At 44.3% G+C, this 15857-nt stretch carries 11 protein-coding genes; 4 read left to right on the top strand and 7 right to left on the bottom strand.

From position 1 onward, the window contains the following. Positions 1–167: 167 nt before the first annotated feature. The gene (locus tag WS34_RS07850; protein ID WP_286693678.1) at positions 168–3173 is read right to left on the bottom strand and encodes a DEAD/DEAH box helicase; all 3006 of its coding nucleotides are present in this window, start codon (positions 3171–3173) and stop codon (positions 168–170) included. Between the two features lie 33 nt (positions 3174–3206). Beyond that, positions 3207–4892, bottom strand: coding sequence for a glycoside hydrolase family 13 protein (locus tag WS34_RS07845; RefSeq protein WP_046404195.1), 1686 nt, complete (start codon positions 4890–4892; stop codon positions 3207–3209). A gap of 222 nt (positions 4893–5114) precedes the next feature. On the opposite strand from WS34_RS07845, the gene WS34_RS07840 reads away from it, so the two are divergent. Further along, positions 5115–6563 (top strand): alpha-amylase, encoded by a 1449-nt coding sequence (locus tag WS34_RS07840; RefSeq protein ID WP_046404163.1) that lies wholly within the window; start codon positions 5115–5117, stop codon positions 6561–6563. A gap of 89 nt (positions 6564–6652) precedes the next feature. Continuing rightward, positions 6653–7861, top strand: a complete 1209-nt coding sequence (locus WS34_RS07835; protein WP_046404161.1) for an MFS transporter — start codon at positions 6653–6655, stop codon at positions 7859–7861. Here WS34_RS07835 and WS34_RS07830 read toward each other — a convergent pair. The 3 genes from WS34_RS07830 to WS34_RS07820 are packed head-to-tail and all read right to left on the bottom strand — an operon-like array spanning position 7858 to position 10919. Next, on the bottom strand, positions 7858–8376 hold the full coding sequence (locus WS34_RS07830) for an O-acetyl-ADP-ribose deacetylase (protein WP_046404159.1): 519 nt from the start codon (positions 8374–8376) through the stop codon (positions 7858–7860). The two genes, WS34_RS07835 and WS34_RS07830, sit on opposite strands and share 4 nt — an antisense overlap. Positions 8377–8431: 55 nt before the next feature. After that, the gene (locus tag WS34_RS07825; RefSeq protein WP_046404158.1) at positions 8432–9739 is read right to left on the bottom strand and encodes an MATE family efflux transporter; all 1308 of its coding nucleotides are present in this window, start codon (positions 9737–9739) and stop codon (positions 8432–8434) included. A 4-nt stretch (positions 9740–9743) separates the two neighbouring features. Next, the gene (locus WS34_RS07820; RefSeq protein ID WP_286693677.1) at positions 9744–10919 is read right to left on the bottom strand and encodes a clostripain-related cysteine peptidase; all 1176 of its coding nucleotides are present in this window, start codon (positions 10917–10919) and stop codon (positions 9744–9746) included. Between the two features lie 156 nt (positions 10920–11075). Here WS34_RS07820 and glsB point away from each other — a divergent pair, with 156 nt between their 5' ends. Both glsB and WS34_RS07810 read left to right on the top strand, forming a co-directional pair. Beyond that, positions 11076–12035 carry a glycine N(alpha)-acyltransferase GlsB gene (gene glsB, locus WS34_RS07815; RefSeq protein WP_046404155.1) on the top strand — a complete coding sequence of 320 codons (960 nt, stop codon included), beginning with the start codon at positions 11076–11078 and terminating at the stop codon, positions 12033–12035. A gap of 146 nt (positions 12036–12181) precedes the next feature. After that, on the top strand, positions 12182–13198 hold the full coding sequence (locus WS34_RS07810) for a DUF4934 domain-containing protein (RefSeq protein ID WP_046404153.1): 1017 nt from the start codon (positions 12182–12184) through the stop codon (positions 13196–13198). Between the two features lie 222 nt (positions 13199–13420). On the opposite strand, the gene WS34_RS07805 is transcribed toward WS34_RS07810, so the two are convergent. After that, entirely contained in the window at positions 13421–14515 is a 1095-nt protein-coding gene (locus WS34_RS07805; protein ID WP_046404152.1) for a PdxA family dehydrogenase, read from the bottom strand. Between the two features lie 74 nt (positions 14516–14589). After that, positions 14590–15684, bottom strand: coding sequence for a thioredoxin family protein (locus tag WS34_RS15515; RefSeq protein ID WP_286693676.1), 1095 nt, complete (start codon positions 15682–15684; stop codon positions 14590–14592). Positions 15685–15857 lie beyond the last annotated feature (173 nt).

The raw sequence follows: 15857 nt of genomic DNA, 5'->3' as shown, positions 1-15857 counted from the left end.
ATAAAATCCTTGGGATTTTCTGTAGAGCGCCTTCGGCTGACAATTAAAAATCAGAAAACAGCAGGTTTCTCTCAACAGAGCCGCAGGCACTCTCAACAGGAACTTTGTACCTCTAAACAAACGGAAAGTTTCTAAACGACCAAAACCTACCATTCAAAGAACTACACTCAGATCACTTCCAATAATTCTTCATCTGTCAAAGGAATCGAAGTTGCAGTTGTTATGACAGAATCGGCAAGTCGTTGCTTACGCTCCTGGATAGCCAGAATTTTTTCCTCGAGTGTTCCGGCCGTAATAAAACGATAGACAAATACCGCCCGCTTTTGCCCGATCCGGTGAGCCCGGCTAACAGCCTGGTTTTCAGCAGCAACATTCCACCAAGGGTCGAGAATAAAGACATAATCGGCTTCGGTCAGATTCAAACCCACCCCACCGGCTTTCAAAGAAATCAGGAAAATCCGGCATTCCGGGTCGGCCTGAAAATGCCGGATAGTCTGTTCCCGATCTGCCGTCAAGCCAGTCAGCATCGCATATTTCCATCCCCGCACCACCGTTTCTTCGGCTACCATTTTAAGATATTTTACAAAAGAAGAAAAAACCAATACCTTATGTCCGGAAGTGATCACTTCTCCCAACATACGGAACACCTCGCTGAATTTTCCGGAATTTCCATCATATCCGGTTTCAACCAAACGGGGATGGTTGGCGATCTGACGCAAACGGATCAAAGCTTTTAAGACCATAAAATCACTTCGTAATCCCCCTTGATTCTCTCTTTCACCCAAAATATAATTCCTCACCCGGGACTGCTCTTCTTCGTATATCTTCCGTTGTTCCTCTTCCGGCTCACAGACGACCAGTTCGGCAGTAAGCTCCGGCAAATCGGCCAACACTTCTTCTTTGGTACGGCGTAAAATATACGGAGCGATCAGTTTACGTAAAGCTTCGCTCATCCGCCCTTCTGTATCGGCCAATATGGGACGGATAAAATGATCGCGAAAAAAACGCTGTGACCCGAGCATCCCCCGGTTCACCCAATTCATCACAGACCATAAATCGGTCAGTGAATTTTCTATCGGTGTACCCGACAAAGCCCAAAAACACCTTCCCTGAATACGCATCATTGCCTGATGGAGCTGAGAATCCGGATTTTTTAACATTTGTGCTTCATCGGCAATGACGATACCGAAAGTCAGGCGGGATAAAATATCAATATCATTCCGCAAGGTATGATAAGTGATCAATACCACATCCGAACGTTGCAGGTAAGAACGCAAATCGATACGATTCGTTCCGGCATAGATCGTCACGGTCAACTGAGGGGCGAATTTCCGAAGTTCATTCCGCCAATTATGGATCAAAGAAGCCGGCACAACTACCAGGCAGGTATGATATACCGATGAACGACCTCCCTCTTCCGGCTTGCTTTCCTCTTGCAGGTCATCGAACAAACTCAGTTGCTTCCCATTTTCAGGCCACCTGTTTACGGAAGGCTTTTTTACCCCTTCTTGCCTGTATTTCAGGATCAGGGCAATGGCCTGGAGCGTTTTTCCCAATCCCATATCATCAGCCAGGCATCCTCCCAACCCACATCGGTACAAACGGTACATCCATTCATAACCAAAACGCTGATATGGACGTAAAATTGCCTGGAAATCAATGGGTAAAGTCACTTCTTCCGGCAAATCCTCCGGTAATGAAAAATGACAGGTGGTTTCCGCCCTGTTTTTCAACAACACATACTGGCTGCGATGAAAAAACAGAGAATTCCCCTTTCCTTGAGCAAATAATAGTAACTCGGTATAGGTAGCGAACCATTCTTCAGGAATCAGAAATAAGGTGCCATCATCAAGCAAAAACTCACGTTTACCCGTCAAAATATGATCCCGGAAACGAAGCAAAGGAATCCGACGTCCATCGGCCAGCGTGACCTCTGCTTTCAATTCGAACCAATCCACAGTTTCCGATACCGAACAATCGATCTGCCAGGCTCCGATATAATAGGCCCGACGCAATGCTTTCTGAGTGAAACCGATCCCTATCGCCTTCAACTCCTCCCCATGCATCTGTACCCAGGTCACAGTCTTCTGCCAGGCATCGGCAATTACCTCCTCACCCACTTTATCCTGATCTTCGGCCTCTTTTTCAGTCCTCAGAGGCATCACAGTAACTTCCGGTAAATAGAAATACCCCTCCGTATCGTTCTTTACGCCCAATGTAATCAATTGCCGGGTTTGCAGCTGCTCCCATTCGGGATCCCGGTTGACCTTATAGAAAGCATAATGATCCCCGTCCGTATATAATTCCACCAAAGCTTTCCGGGACGACCAGCCGGGAATATATTGGTTACCGTATTTATATTCCAGCACCAGGACCGGCATGCCGAGTATATCACGCTCGAGTGACAGGAAAGCCTGTTTTTCTACTTCCCTTACGATCACGTCAAAACCTTGCACCTCGATCTCCTCATGCCGTACATTTTTCAGGATAAAACGCCGGAAATACATGCCTTCATTGGCCTTGGGGATCATAATCTCCCTTTTCTGTAAAAAAGGTTGCAGCCGCTGCCCGTCGAAATCTTCGGGAAAACGGAACAACTGTCTGCCCGAAACCACCCGGCAAGGCCGCCGTGTCAGTACCTTCAACTCGTAATCACTGGGATAAAAAGTCTTTTCTCCATCCGTCAAACGCAAAATATAACGGGTAAACTCCCCTGTCCTCTCGAATTTCAACAATGCCCGCAAAGGAACAGCCTTGAGCATCAGACGCTGATTCTTATAAAAATTATCCAAACGACTGGTCTTCAAAAACAAAGGAAAACCCGCTTCGGTCAGTTCATCCAGTACCTGTGCGACATACTTATCGATATAAGGCCGGATATCTTCACGGATATATGCCTCCTCGACTTTTTGCAGGAACATGCGCTCATCCTTAAATTTCTTCCGGCCGAACTGTTTAAAAAGCATAGGGGTATCATACTTACGGATCGTTTCCGTAATCTTTTTGACTACAGGCCATACTTCCAGGTCTTCATCCCCGATATACCGACCTGTGCTCTGAAAAAAATCACCGGCATCTATTGCCCGGTTGGCATACACCATCCAGCAATCCCAACGCTTCTCATATGATAAGATAAAAATAATCCGCTCCATCGCAAAAAAAAGAGAGCGCAAAGATACAAAATTATGTGCCAACCCCTCCTCCTGTCAACCGCCGAATTTTCCCAATCGAATCACGATTGCTTCGTAGGGCCGTAAAGAGAAAGCCTTATCTAATCGAGGCAGATCACTATAGTTGCACATCAAAATTTCCGCCCCCTGCATATCGATTTCCGGGTGAGCTTCTGCCTGTCTGGAAGAGAAATTCAGCACAACAAGATAGCGATATTTTTCTCCCTTACGGAGATAAGTATAGGTCTGGGGATTTTTTGCATCCAGCAAGGTATAGCCGGCATAAACCAAATCCGGAGAATTTTTCCGTAAAGCGATCAATTGCCGGAAATAATTCAATACCGACCAGGGATCTTTCTCTTCAGCATCAACATTCACTTCCTGATAGTCGGGATTCACTCCGATCCAGGGAGTTCCGGTTGTAAAACCGGCTTGCCAGGAGTCGTCCCATTGGAAAGGTGTCCGGGCATTATCCCGGGAAGTCTGTTGCTGCATCTGAAGAAACGATTGTGTATCTCCCTTGCGTTTTTTTATCTGTTTGTATTGGTTCAAAGTCGCAATATCCCGATACTCCTCGATCCGGTCGAACTTCGGATTACACATCCCGATTTCATCGCCTGCCAACCAATAAGGCGTTCCCCGCATCGTCAGTAAAAAAGTCGCCAGCATCTTAGCGGCATACCCCCTGAATTGCGGGCGGTCGTCCCCAAAACGACTCAACATCCGGGGCTGATCATGATTTCCCAGATAGATGGCAGGCCATCCCTTCCCAACTGCTTTATCCCAACCGGAGAACATTTTCTTTAAAGCGATCAGGCTATAAGCGATACCCGAATCGGGACGATCCGCCGTTGTATAATTCCTGACTTCCGAAGGGCCGAACCCATATAACATATCCAACTCCTGCCGCTCGGGTCCGACAAATTTTTCCACTTCTTTATAGGTAACGGCCGAACCTTCTCCGACGGTCATAATATCGTATTTGCTCAATACTTCACGGTTCATCTCATGCAAATATTCGTGTAAACGAGGTCCATGTGCATAAGAAGAAAACAAATCCGGATACTTCTTCCGGTCAATAGGCGGGAAAGCCGGATCTTTAGCAATCAATGGAATAGAATCCATCCGGAAACCATCGATCCCTTTATCGAACCAAAAACGCATCATATCATACACCGCTTCTCTTACCTCCCGGTTTTCCCAATTAAGATCGGGCTGCTTCCGTGAGAAATAGTGCAAATACCAGGCCCGGGTATGCGCGTCATAAGTCCAGGCCGACTCCTCGAAGTAACTGGGACGCAAGGGAGGAGTCTCCTGTTCGACCGGCCACCAATGATAATAGGTATAATACGGATTCTTCCGCGACTTACGGGCCTCTTGAAACCAGGGATGCTCATCACTGGTGTGATTTATAACCAGGTCCAGTACCAGTTTTAAATTCCGGACATGTACCTCACGGAGTAATAAATCGAAATCTTCCATCGTTCCGAATTCTTTCATAATAGCCCGGTAAACGCTGATATCGTATCCATTGTCATCGTTGGGCGAAGCATAAATCGGATTCAACCAAATAACATCGACTCCCAGACTTTTGATGTAATCCAAACGGGAAATTATCCCGCATAAATCTCCGATCCCATCACCATTACTGTCTTTAAAACTACGGGGATATATCTGATAAATCACCGCTTCTTTCCACCAAATTTTGTTATTCTGTTCCATATCGGTTTGGGTTAAAACGAACGGGGTAATTGATCCTACGGGCGCTTTTTCACGGCCACAGAAGCGACCGGCCGATACGGAGTCGGTGTATAGCTGTCCGAAAGGCCTCCCCATTCAGTTATCTTTTAACGTCAGAAAAAGTCAGAAGTTTCTAAATAATCTTACAATAGGAACTTTAGGACGCAAAATTTCGTTTTAAACAGGAAACCAATACCAGAAGAGATGGAAAACGGAGTTATGATGCAGTATTTCGAGTGGAATATGCCCAACGATGGGGATTTGTGGAATCAGTTGAAACGGGATGCCTCTCATTTGCATGCGATCGGAATTACAGCAGTCTGGATTCCTCCAGCTTACAAAGCCTTGAAACAAGACGATGAAGGATATGGTACCTATGACCTTTACGATCTGGGAGAATTCGATCAGAAAGAAACCATCCGAACGAAATATGGCACGAAACAGCAGCTTCAGGAAATGATTGAAGAGTTGCACAAAAATCAGGTCAGCGTCTACCTGGATGCTGTGATGAACCACAAAGCCGGAGCTGACTATACCGAAAAATTCATGGCCCGGGAGGTAAACCCCGAGCAAAGAGAAGAACAACTCAGTGATCCCTATGAAATCGAGGGGTGGACCGGTTTTAATTTTCCGGGCCGTGGAAATAAATACTCAGATTTCAAATGGCACTGGTATCATTTTTCAGGTATCGACTGCGACGTAGCTACCGGTAAAAAAGGAGTTTTCCAGATTGTCGGCGAAGGGAAAGCCTGGAGCGAGGGAGTAGACGACGAAAACGGCAACTACGATTTTCTGATGTTTGCCGATATCGACTTCGATCATCCTGAAGTAGTGGAAGAAATGAAGAAATGGGGAATCTGGGTCAGCCAGGAATTACACCTCGACGGGATGCGTCTGGATGCCATCAAACACATCAACGATCAATTTATCGCTCATTTTCTCGAGGCCGTCAGAGCTAAGCAAGGACAACAATTTTACGCTGTAGGAGAATATTGGAAAAACGATAAAGACTCGTTGGATAAATATCTTTCCGAAGTGAAATATAAGATAGACCTATTCGATGTCCCCCTGCATTATCATTTTTTCCAGGCTTCACAAAAAGGCAGGGACTACGATTTACAGGAACTGTTCACCGACACCCTGGTCAACGACCATCCTGATTTAGCGGTTACTTTTGTAGACAACCACGATTCACAGAAAAACAGTTCCCTGGAATCTCAAATCAAAGACTGGTTCAAACCGCTAGCTTATGGCTTGATCTTATTGAGAAAAGACGGTTACCCCTGTATTTTCTACGGCGACTATTATAGCATTAAAAGAAAGAAATCTCCCCATCGGCTGATCCTGGATATTTTATTGGACGCCCGTAAAAAATATGCTCACGGGGAACAGCAAGACTATTTCGACCACCCCAATACAATCGGCTTCACCCGCAAAGGGGATATAGCCCATCCGCATTCCGGCCTGGCCCTTCTGATTTCGAACGGCGAAGACGGAGATAAAATCATGCAGGTAGGCACAGAACATCAAGGTGAAGTATGGCACGAGATTACCGGCAACCGCCAGGAAGAAGTAACCATAGACGAAGAAGGAAACGGCAAATTCACGGTTTCCGGTGGTAAACTCGCAGTATGGGCTGCAAAATCCCTGTGAAAATGTAGAGAAAAGTTCAAAAAACTTTCACTATCTTTACGGCGGTAATTTTACCAGGTTTTAAAGGTAGATATCATTCTACGGTTTTCATGAATACTTCTTTTGCAGACATAGAAAAAAAGGAGAATCGGAAGGACCTGATCATTTCAATATGTGTATTCTTGTCGGGGTTCTCCTGTTTTGCTCAGCTCTACTATTTCCAGCCTTTGTTACCGGATTTAGCCAAAGATTTTGTTCTCTCGGCCAGTGAGAGTAGTTTTGCTATTTCTTTTTCGACCCTGGGCATGGTCTTCGGGCTTTTTACCACCATGTTCGTGGCCGACCGTATCCCCCGGAAAAAAATGATCAGTATCGGATTGCTCAGTTCGTCGATTTTCTCCGTTGCAGCCTCTTTCTCACCGACCTTTCTTCCGCTGATTTTGCTCAGTGCTGCCAAAGGTTTTCTATTGTCCGGTGCCACTTCTGTGTCTATGGCTTACATTGCGGAAGAGGTATCCCTCCGTAACAAAGGAAAAATCATTGGACTGTATATTGCCGGAAACGCGCTGGGAGGTATGGCCGGACGAGTCATTTCTTCCTGGATCGGCGCCCTTTATACCTGGCGGATCGCATCGGTCAGCATCGGTTTGATCTGCGCCTTATTCGCCATATTGTTCCTGCTGTTCAGTCCCCGCTCTACCAATTTTATGCCCCGCAAGGAAAGCTTTCATTCCCTCATCATTGAAAATCTCAAACTGATCACTTCAAAAGCATTGGTTCCTTTCTACCTGACCGGAGGATTGATCCTGGGAGTTTTCGTCAGCTTATACAATTACCTGGGATTCTATCTGACCAAATCACCTTTCAATTTCCCGGAACATTACATCCATTACATTTATCTGATGTATATATTCGGTATTTTCGGGTCGATTGCGACAGCCGGCCTCACCCGGTATTTCAATCATTTTAAGGTATTAAAAACCATGTTTTTAGTTTCAGCCACCGGCATTTTACTATTATACATCACCAACTTCTGGGTCGTGACTTTAGGACTGGCTGTATTTACGTTCAACTTCTTTGTCGTACATGTTTTATGTAACCGTATTGTCAGCGATTACAATCTCTCCAAGCGTTCGGTCACCATTTCCATCTATCTGCTCACCTACTACCTGGGATCCAGTTTGCTAGGCTGGGGTACCGGTGTGATCCTGGATACCTGGGGATGGCAATATTTCCTGGGTAGCCTGATCCTGATCCTCCTGATAAATTATGGTATTGTTATCGCGGGCGTAAAGCGCATGCGGGCCGGTCTTTCTTAGGCTTCCGGATTTTCTGCCAAAAGCCGGTTATATATATTGAAGTCCTCCTGCCCGAAACAAACGACAATCACCTGTTCAAAACCGGGATAAGCAGCTAAAAAACGAGTAATTTCCCGAAGTGCGATCCGGGCAGCCCCGAGCTTAGGATAATGGTATACACCGGTGCTGATACATGGGAAAGCGATGGTTTTCAATCCATTCTCTACTGCCAGCTGCAAACTGTTACGATAGCAGGAGGCTAACAATTCCGGTTCATGCTGCCCGCCCCCACGATAAACCGGTCCTACCGTATGTATCACATAAGCCGCCGGTAAACGATACCCTTTCGTGATCTTCGCCTCCCCTGTCGGGCAACCGTTCAACTTCCGGCATTCCTGCAACAATTCAGGTCCGGCTGCCCGATGAATCGCTCCATCAACACCTCCCCCACCCAACAACGAAGAATTCGCAGCATTCACAATCGCATCTACCTCTAAATGCGTAATATCATCTAAAAGAATTTCCAAACGTTTCATTATTCAAGTTAGTTTATAAACTTCACAAACTAAAATTTATCGGTACGATAAATTTTCAGCCCTGTTTCAGATATTGCGGAGAGAATATCCGTTGTCCCCAGAGCATTTGCATGACACCACGCAAAGAAAGATATACCAGAAATGCCAACCACAACATGTGATTATCGGTTCCTCCCGAAAAACAGTAATAAATCAGGAAAAAAGCCCCTGCTGCGACTGCCATAGCCCACAGCATCTGTCGGGTAGCCGTAGCTCCGATCAGGATACCGTCCCACAAGAAAGCACTGAAACCTGCTAAAGGAACGGCCAGCACCCAGTAATAATAGTCTCCTGCCACCCGGATCACCTGCTGATCATTGGTCAATAAACTTAAAAAATTTTTCCCTCCCACGCCATACAACAAGGTAAATAAAAGTGACATTCCTACTCCCCAACCGAATAAATTACGCACCGCATGCCGGAGTTTTTTCAGATCACAAGCTCCGATATAACGTCCGGCCAACGCTTCGGCCGCATAGGCAAAACCATCCATAATATAGGAAAAAAGAGTAAAGAGCTGCATCAACAACGTATTCACAGCGAGAATAGTATCCCCCTGACGTGCACCGGTAGAAGTGAAAAAAGTAGTGACGGCAATCAAACAAACAGTTCTCAAAAAGATATCCCGGTTGACGGCAAAGAAACGGCGCATAGCCACCAACTGTAAACTATTGCGCAAAACGATCCGGGAACGCAACAACCCGTAACGCTTTCTCCACAATAGCAAAGCCATGAGCAATCCCGACCATTCGGCCACCACGGTTCCCAAAGCCACTCCTTCGACCTTCATGCCTAAGCCGAACACAAAACAAAGACTACAGACGATATTGATGATATTGACAGCGATAGCGATATACATCGGGAAACGGGAATTCTGCATTCCGATAAACCATCCCTTAAAACCATACATCGCTAATACAGCCGGAGCCCCCCAAATACACACCCGGAAATAGGTGACGGCATATTGTTCTACCTCCGGGCTGGTATCCAATAAATAAAAGGCCAACCGTTCGACAGGATATTGCAAAATCAGGATAGCAGCAGCAGATATCAAACCGACACTGACCGCTTGTACCAATACTTTTACTTCTGCATCAGCATCCTTACGCCCATAGGCCTGAGAGGTCAATCCACTGGTGCCCATACGCAGGAAACCGAAATTCCAGTAGAGGATATTGAATAACAACCCTCCTACCGCAATAGCACCGATATAAGACGCAGACCCGAGATGCCCGACAATCGTGACATCCACCAAACCGAGTAAAGGGACGGTGATATTAGATACGATAGAAGGTATCGCTAATTGTAAAATCCGCCGGTTCATTCCATCAATTATTTTCGTATACCGTAGCTCCCCAATCTAAAGTATAATAATAGGTATTCATATAAGACCACTTCGAAAAAGGAATATAAGAAGTCAGTCCGCTGAATTTATCTGCAGGCACCTCTTCGCCGAACAATTTTTCGGTAGCTGCTTTGTAGATCACCACCTTGTCCAATTGTTTTTTAAACGAGTTATATTCCTCTTCGGTAGTCATCTTCCGGATATAGTCGCCGAAATCGAAAAATACCGTAGGTAATCCCCCCTGACTCAGCGGATAATGCCAGGCTCTCACATAATCGGTCTTCCCGGCCAGAAGAGTGCGTACCTTTTCAGCCAAGGATTCTAATTCTTCGGTCTTTACCAGCCCGACCACCGCCGAACGATACAAGGAATTAGCCTGGAACCGATTATAGTAATTATAATATTCCCGGCAAATTTGTTTCATGGCTTCTTCTCCTCCCCAAAGCAGAGGCATCATTTTTTCATAGGGGAAACCATCGGAAATCACCTCAGCAGGAGAGGCGATCATATAATCGGTTTTATTTCTCAATTCATAAGCCACCTCTATTCCTCCCATAAAACATACATCCCAAAGGATAAAGTTGAAATGTCCGGGCAAGCAGGCAGCCATCTCCCGGATATCCATATAAGCCTTCCCCGTTGTTCCGGGATGTTCGTCTTCGGCATAATATTTCGTCCTCGGCATATCCGGATCAGGCAACCGCATCGCATATCCCCCCGGGAAGGAATATTCCGGCGGCACCCACCCCAGACCATGCGACCACAATACCAACCCATAGGAAGAGGCCGGATATCTTTTTTGCACTTCCTTTACCACCCTTGCCAACACTTCGGGTGAAGCCGAATTTTCTTCTGTATAAGTCTCCAAGGTATCCAGACGGCACCCTTTCCCCCCTTTAACGGTCAGCAGACGAGGCACATCATACCGGGGATCGATATAAATCACCAGCCGTCCTGCCGTTTGTTCCATCCCTTTCAGGATAGACTCTATATTGGTTTCACCGTCTTCATTCAGATTATTATCGGCTGCCATATAAATCAATACGGTACGTTCGCCGTATTCCGGCTCGATCTTATCGGAATCATGGCAAGCGCTAAAGATCATAACGCTATATATCAGAAAGAAAAAACGAATTTTACTAAATACCTTGAACTTCATCGGGCTTTATGCTTTAATCGATATCATTATTTTGCGTGTGAAGATACAAAAAAAACCGATAAAGCATTATATTTGTTCCGTGGAATCGATCGGGACAGAAGTTACCGGCTCTTTGTTTCCCACCGATAAAACCCTATATTTTCAAATTGTAAAAAAATGCAACCTGTCATTTACCCTATCGAGAAAAAGAAGCTTATCGCCGAGCTGACTGAAGAACATTTTATGCGGAAGACGAATAAAGGCGGTAATGAAATATATACCTTCGATGCTCATTCTGCTCCAAACCTGATGCAGGAAGTCGGGCGTATCCGCGAGCTTACGTTCCGTAGTGCCGGAGGTGGTACCGGGAAAGAAACCGACATCGACGAATTCGATGTCGATCCACAAACTCCTTATCAGCAACTGATCGTCTGGGATCCCCAGGAACAGGAAATTATCGGAGGCTACCGTTATATTCTTTGTGACCATCTATCGCTCAATGCCGAAGGAGAACCGAACCTGGCGACAACCGAACTTTTCCGTTTTTCAGATCAATTCAAATCCGATTACCTGCCGAAAATGATCGAACTCGGACGTTCTTTCGTACACCCGATCTACCAGTCGACCCGCATGGGACGGAAATCTGTTTTCGCTCTGGATAATCTCTGGGACGGCTTGGGAGCCCTCACGGTAGAACATCCCCAGATAGAATATTTTTTCGGGAAAGTGACGATGTATACCAGTTTTAATATTCAGGCCCGGAATATGATCCTCTATTTTATAGATAAATATTTCAAGGATACAGCAGGTTTAGTGGTTCCTATCCACCCCCTGGATATTCAAATCGACGAGGAACAGATGAAAAAAATCTTTATCGGTAATAATTATAATGAAGATTACAAGATATTGTCCCATTATGTCCGGGAATTGGGAGAAAACATTCCTCCCCTGGTAAATGCTTATATGAGTCTGTCCCCTTCGATGAAGATGTTCGGAACAGCCATCAACCCCGGTTTCGGCGGAGTGGAGGAATCCGCGATATTGATAAAAATTGCAGATGTATACGAAGCCAAAAAGAAACGGCACATTTCTACCTATATTCCCCGTATTCTCGGAAGACTGAAAGGGAAAAAATGACCGATCATAGCTCAATGTTGCGTACTTAGATAGTATGAAGATGAATGCCATTATCGGTTGGAATGAGGAGATTGCAGAGGTAACTGGTAAATACATTACTAATTCTATGAGAGAGAATATCTCTCCCTCTATAAAATATCCCCAAAATGAAAATTTTATACCTATTATCGTTTTTTATTCTTCTATTCTCTTGTAAACAGGAGGCAGACAACGGCATAAAAATCGACCTGACACAAAAGAAGACCAAGATACGCTACTCGGAATTCGTAGATTCCGTAAGCTATCTCACCTTATATTCGAACGATTCATGCATCGTTTCCCAAATCCGGCAATTATATGTAGACAGTAGTTACATTATCCTTTCGGATCGAAACGGAAACGGTATATGTGTCTTTCAAAACAATAAACTACTCTGCAACATTGCCCATTATGGACGCGGACCGCAAGAATTCATCACTATCACTGGTTTTTGCCTGGATAAAATCAATAAACACATCTGTATATATGACAACGAGAGCAGAAAATTAGTAAAATACACTTACAACGGAAAGTTTGTCGGCAAATATCCTTTGCCGGATTTAATGCGGTCGTTTACTAACGTTAAAGGAAAATTCATTTGTATCCAACCTGCATATTTACGTAAAATGCGATCCGGGATTTGGACTACCGATTCCGAAGGGAAATTCGGGAAAGTACTGGTACCCGAGAACAGCGATAACGTATACGAAGCCCTTTATCCGCATTATTTCAATTATAATGACGAAGGTATTTCTTATTACGACAGGTATGATAACAGGCTCTTTTTTATTACTCCCGATTCCGCCTATCTGAAATACCGGTTCAATTTGATTCCCGCAATGCCGAAAGCATTGAAAAGAAGTGAAGATAAAGGAGTACAGGATTATTTTATGTTGGCTACATGTTATGATTTTGAAAAGTATATACTACTTTTTTATGGCTCGACGAAAAAGTTTTACCAGGTACTATACAATAAAGCGGATTCCACTTACCGGGTAACAGAAGATCTTGTCAATGATCTGTTACCTGACGATAAACACAAAGTATCCCAACATTACATCGATCCCTATACACTTGCAGTGGAAATGAGCGCTGAGGAAAACGATTATAATCTACATCTACAAATTTTACATATAAAAAAATAAAATCAAGAAGTATGTTCTTTTTAGACAAAGCATACATACAAACAACCATTCAAAAACAGACCAATAAAAAAATCATTTTCATAATTAGCTATGTAGGGACATTCGGAAAAGATGGCATATGAAATGATTATAACCTATCATCTTCATATGCCATCTTTATTTATTCAGATATTTACAGAATATTCCGATCACAGCCTCGCCGATCAGCGTCAGAGCTTAGGATTATTCCATCTCTTTTTCAATTCCGGCAATCTGCTCGACATTCAAATCGCTTTCGTTACTATTGGAAGCGATGTCGTAATGTCTCAGGGGATTCTGGGCTAACTCGGCATTCATCTGCCGGTTATTATACACATCGATAGCCAGATAAAGTGCATTACGCATACCCGATTCATCTGCTATGCCCTGCCCGGTGATATCATACGCCATACCATGCACCGTAGAGGTATAGACAATAGGCAATCCTGCCAATAACACCGCACCTTCATTACCCTCTATCGTTTTGAAAGGAATCATCCCCTGGTCGTGATACATGGCCAGAATAACATCGAACTTCTCAAATTCCACGCCGCTGAACAATCCGTCCGGCGCATATGGTCCCAAAGCCATGATCCCATTATCCCGGGCTCGTTCGATCGCCGGAATAATCACATTCTTCTCTTCTTCCCCATACATACAGTTCTCGCCGGAATGGGGATTGAGTCCCAACACGGCAATCCGGGGTTTCCGGATGGTAAAATCTTTCTTCAGACAAGCATCCAGTAACTTCAGTTTATAGTAAATATTGTTGACCGTAATATTTCCGGCAATATCCCGGAACGGCAGATGATTGGTAACGAATCCCATCTTCATCTTTTCCCCCACCAACAGCGGCATGACATTACGGGTTTCATATCTTTCGCTAAAAAATACCGGACAGCTTGCTGCGGGCTTAAAGGAATTGCACCCCTGGGGAGCTCCTACCAGAACATCGATCTCATTCCGGTCCAAAGCTGTCAGAGCCGCCTTCAACGCCAGCATCGCCGCATCGTCCGACTCCGGTGTCTCCTGCCCCAAATCCACTTTGATCGCATCGTCTACACAATTGACGATATTACACCTTTTCGGATTCGCATCCTGGGCATTCTGAATACTATTCAAACTGAAATTCTCTATATTTAAAGCTTTCCGATGATAAGCAGCCACCTTCGAGGATCCGAACAATACCGGGGTACATACTTCGCAGATCCGATTTTCTGCCATCATTTTAATGATCAACTCATAGCCAATACCATTGACATCTCCATGAGTTAATCCTACTGTAAGTCTATTCTCCATATCATACTCTGTTTGTAGCTTACAAATATAGAGAGAATTCACCAAATACCGACAGAATTGAACAGAATAAAGTTTTACTCTTGTTCATGTAATGCCTGATTTATTTCTTCTAAAAATTTATCAGAGAAAATAATAGTCTCCGGCGGCAAATCGTTCGACCGTCTTCGGATGAATTTCGCCATCTTTTTTAACGAAGCAGGATCTTCCTGTTTTATCAATTTGCCGATATTCTCAGTCAGCACTTTCTGCTTACGTATATCCAAGTTGCTGAATTCAGCAACACAGACTCTGACATATTTTTTCAGGTTGCCGGTCATCCGGGACTCGACCAAGCGGGAAATGGATTCATAGGTCCCTTGTTCTTTCTCCGGCAAAAGTACAATTTTCCGCTTCCATTGCCGGTATTGTCTTTTATCTAATACTTCATTTCTTAATACAACCCCTAGAAAACAACGTTCTGCCTCATTTTTGTACAAGAGAGTGAAGTGTCTGTTTATTTTTTCCCCGAACGATGGATCGAAATTTTTCAGATTTCCGACAAAGAATTGTGCTCTGTTATTCGTCCAATCCAGCGTATAACGCAGATAGACAAAAAGATTTTCTTTCTGCATGCGTTGTTCATAAGATAAAGAGTAGAAATAATCTTCAATAACTTTGTTTCCCTCCTTATACTTACCGTTTCTCATCAAATTAGAGACAAAATATTCTACAAGCCTGGGTGTCCTTTCTCCGGCAAGATAACGTTCAGTAACACGAAAAGGAGAAAATTCCGGATCGATATTTTCTTCCATTCTCATAATGAATCGCTCCGCATCCATTGCACCGACAATACGGAACACAGCTTGTCCTGACGTATCGACCACGACAAAAGTGGGATAAGCCTCTATCCCGAATTTTTTCGCCCACTCTCTTCCTTCCTTTTCCGCATTCAATTGAAGACAGACAAACCGTTCGTTCAGATAATCACCGATGTGCTTCTGTGGAAACACTTCTTTCGTCATCCGCTTACAGGGAGCACACCAATCAGTGTAAAAATCGATAAAAACTTTCCGATTTTTCTCTTTCGCCAAAGTCAACGCCTCAGTATAACCCAACGATCGAAAATTCGTTTGTGCCTGAGTCCAAAGACTCAAAACACAAACAAATGCTATTGATATGATTTTTTTCATAATGGCTCTAATAATTCGAAAACTTCCAAACCACTTTTACCACTTTCAAATCTGTTTTCCAAACCTCTTTTTCATGAGGAGTGATCTTGATCGCATTCACATCATCGGCTATAGAATATTTTCTGACGACTCCTTTTTCCGAACTATCATAAGTAGCTACGATAAAATCACTT

Source organism: Odoribacter sp. N15.MGS-14 (genome assembly GCF_000980245.1).
GTDB classification, from domain to species: Bacteria; Bacteroidota; Bacteroidia; order Bacteroidales; family Marinifilaceae; genus Odoribacter; species Odoribacter splanchnicus.
The sequence above is the reverse complement of the archived record's forward strand: the minus strand, read 5'-3'. Positions and strand labels throughout refer to the sequence as shown.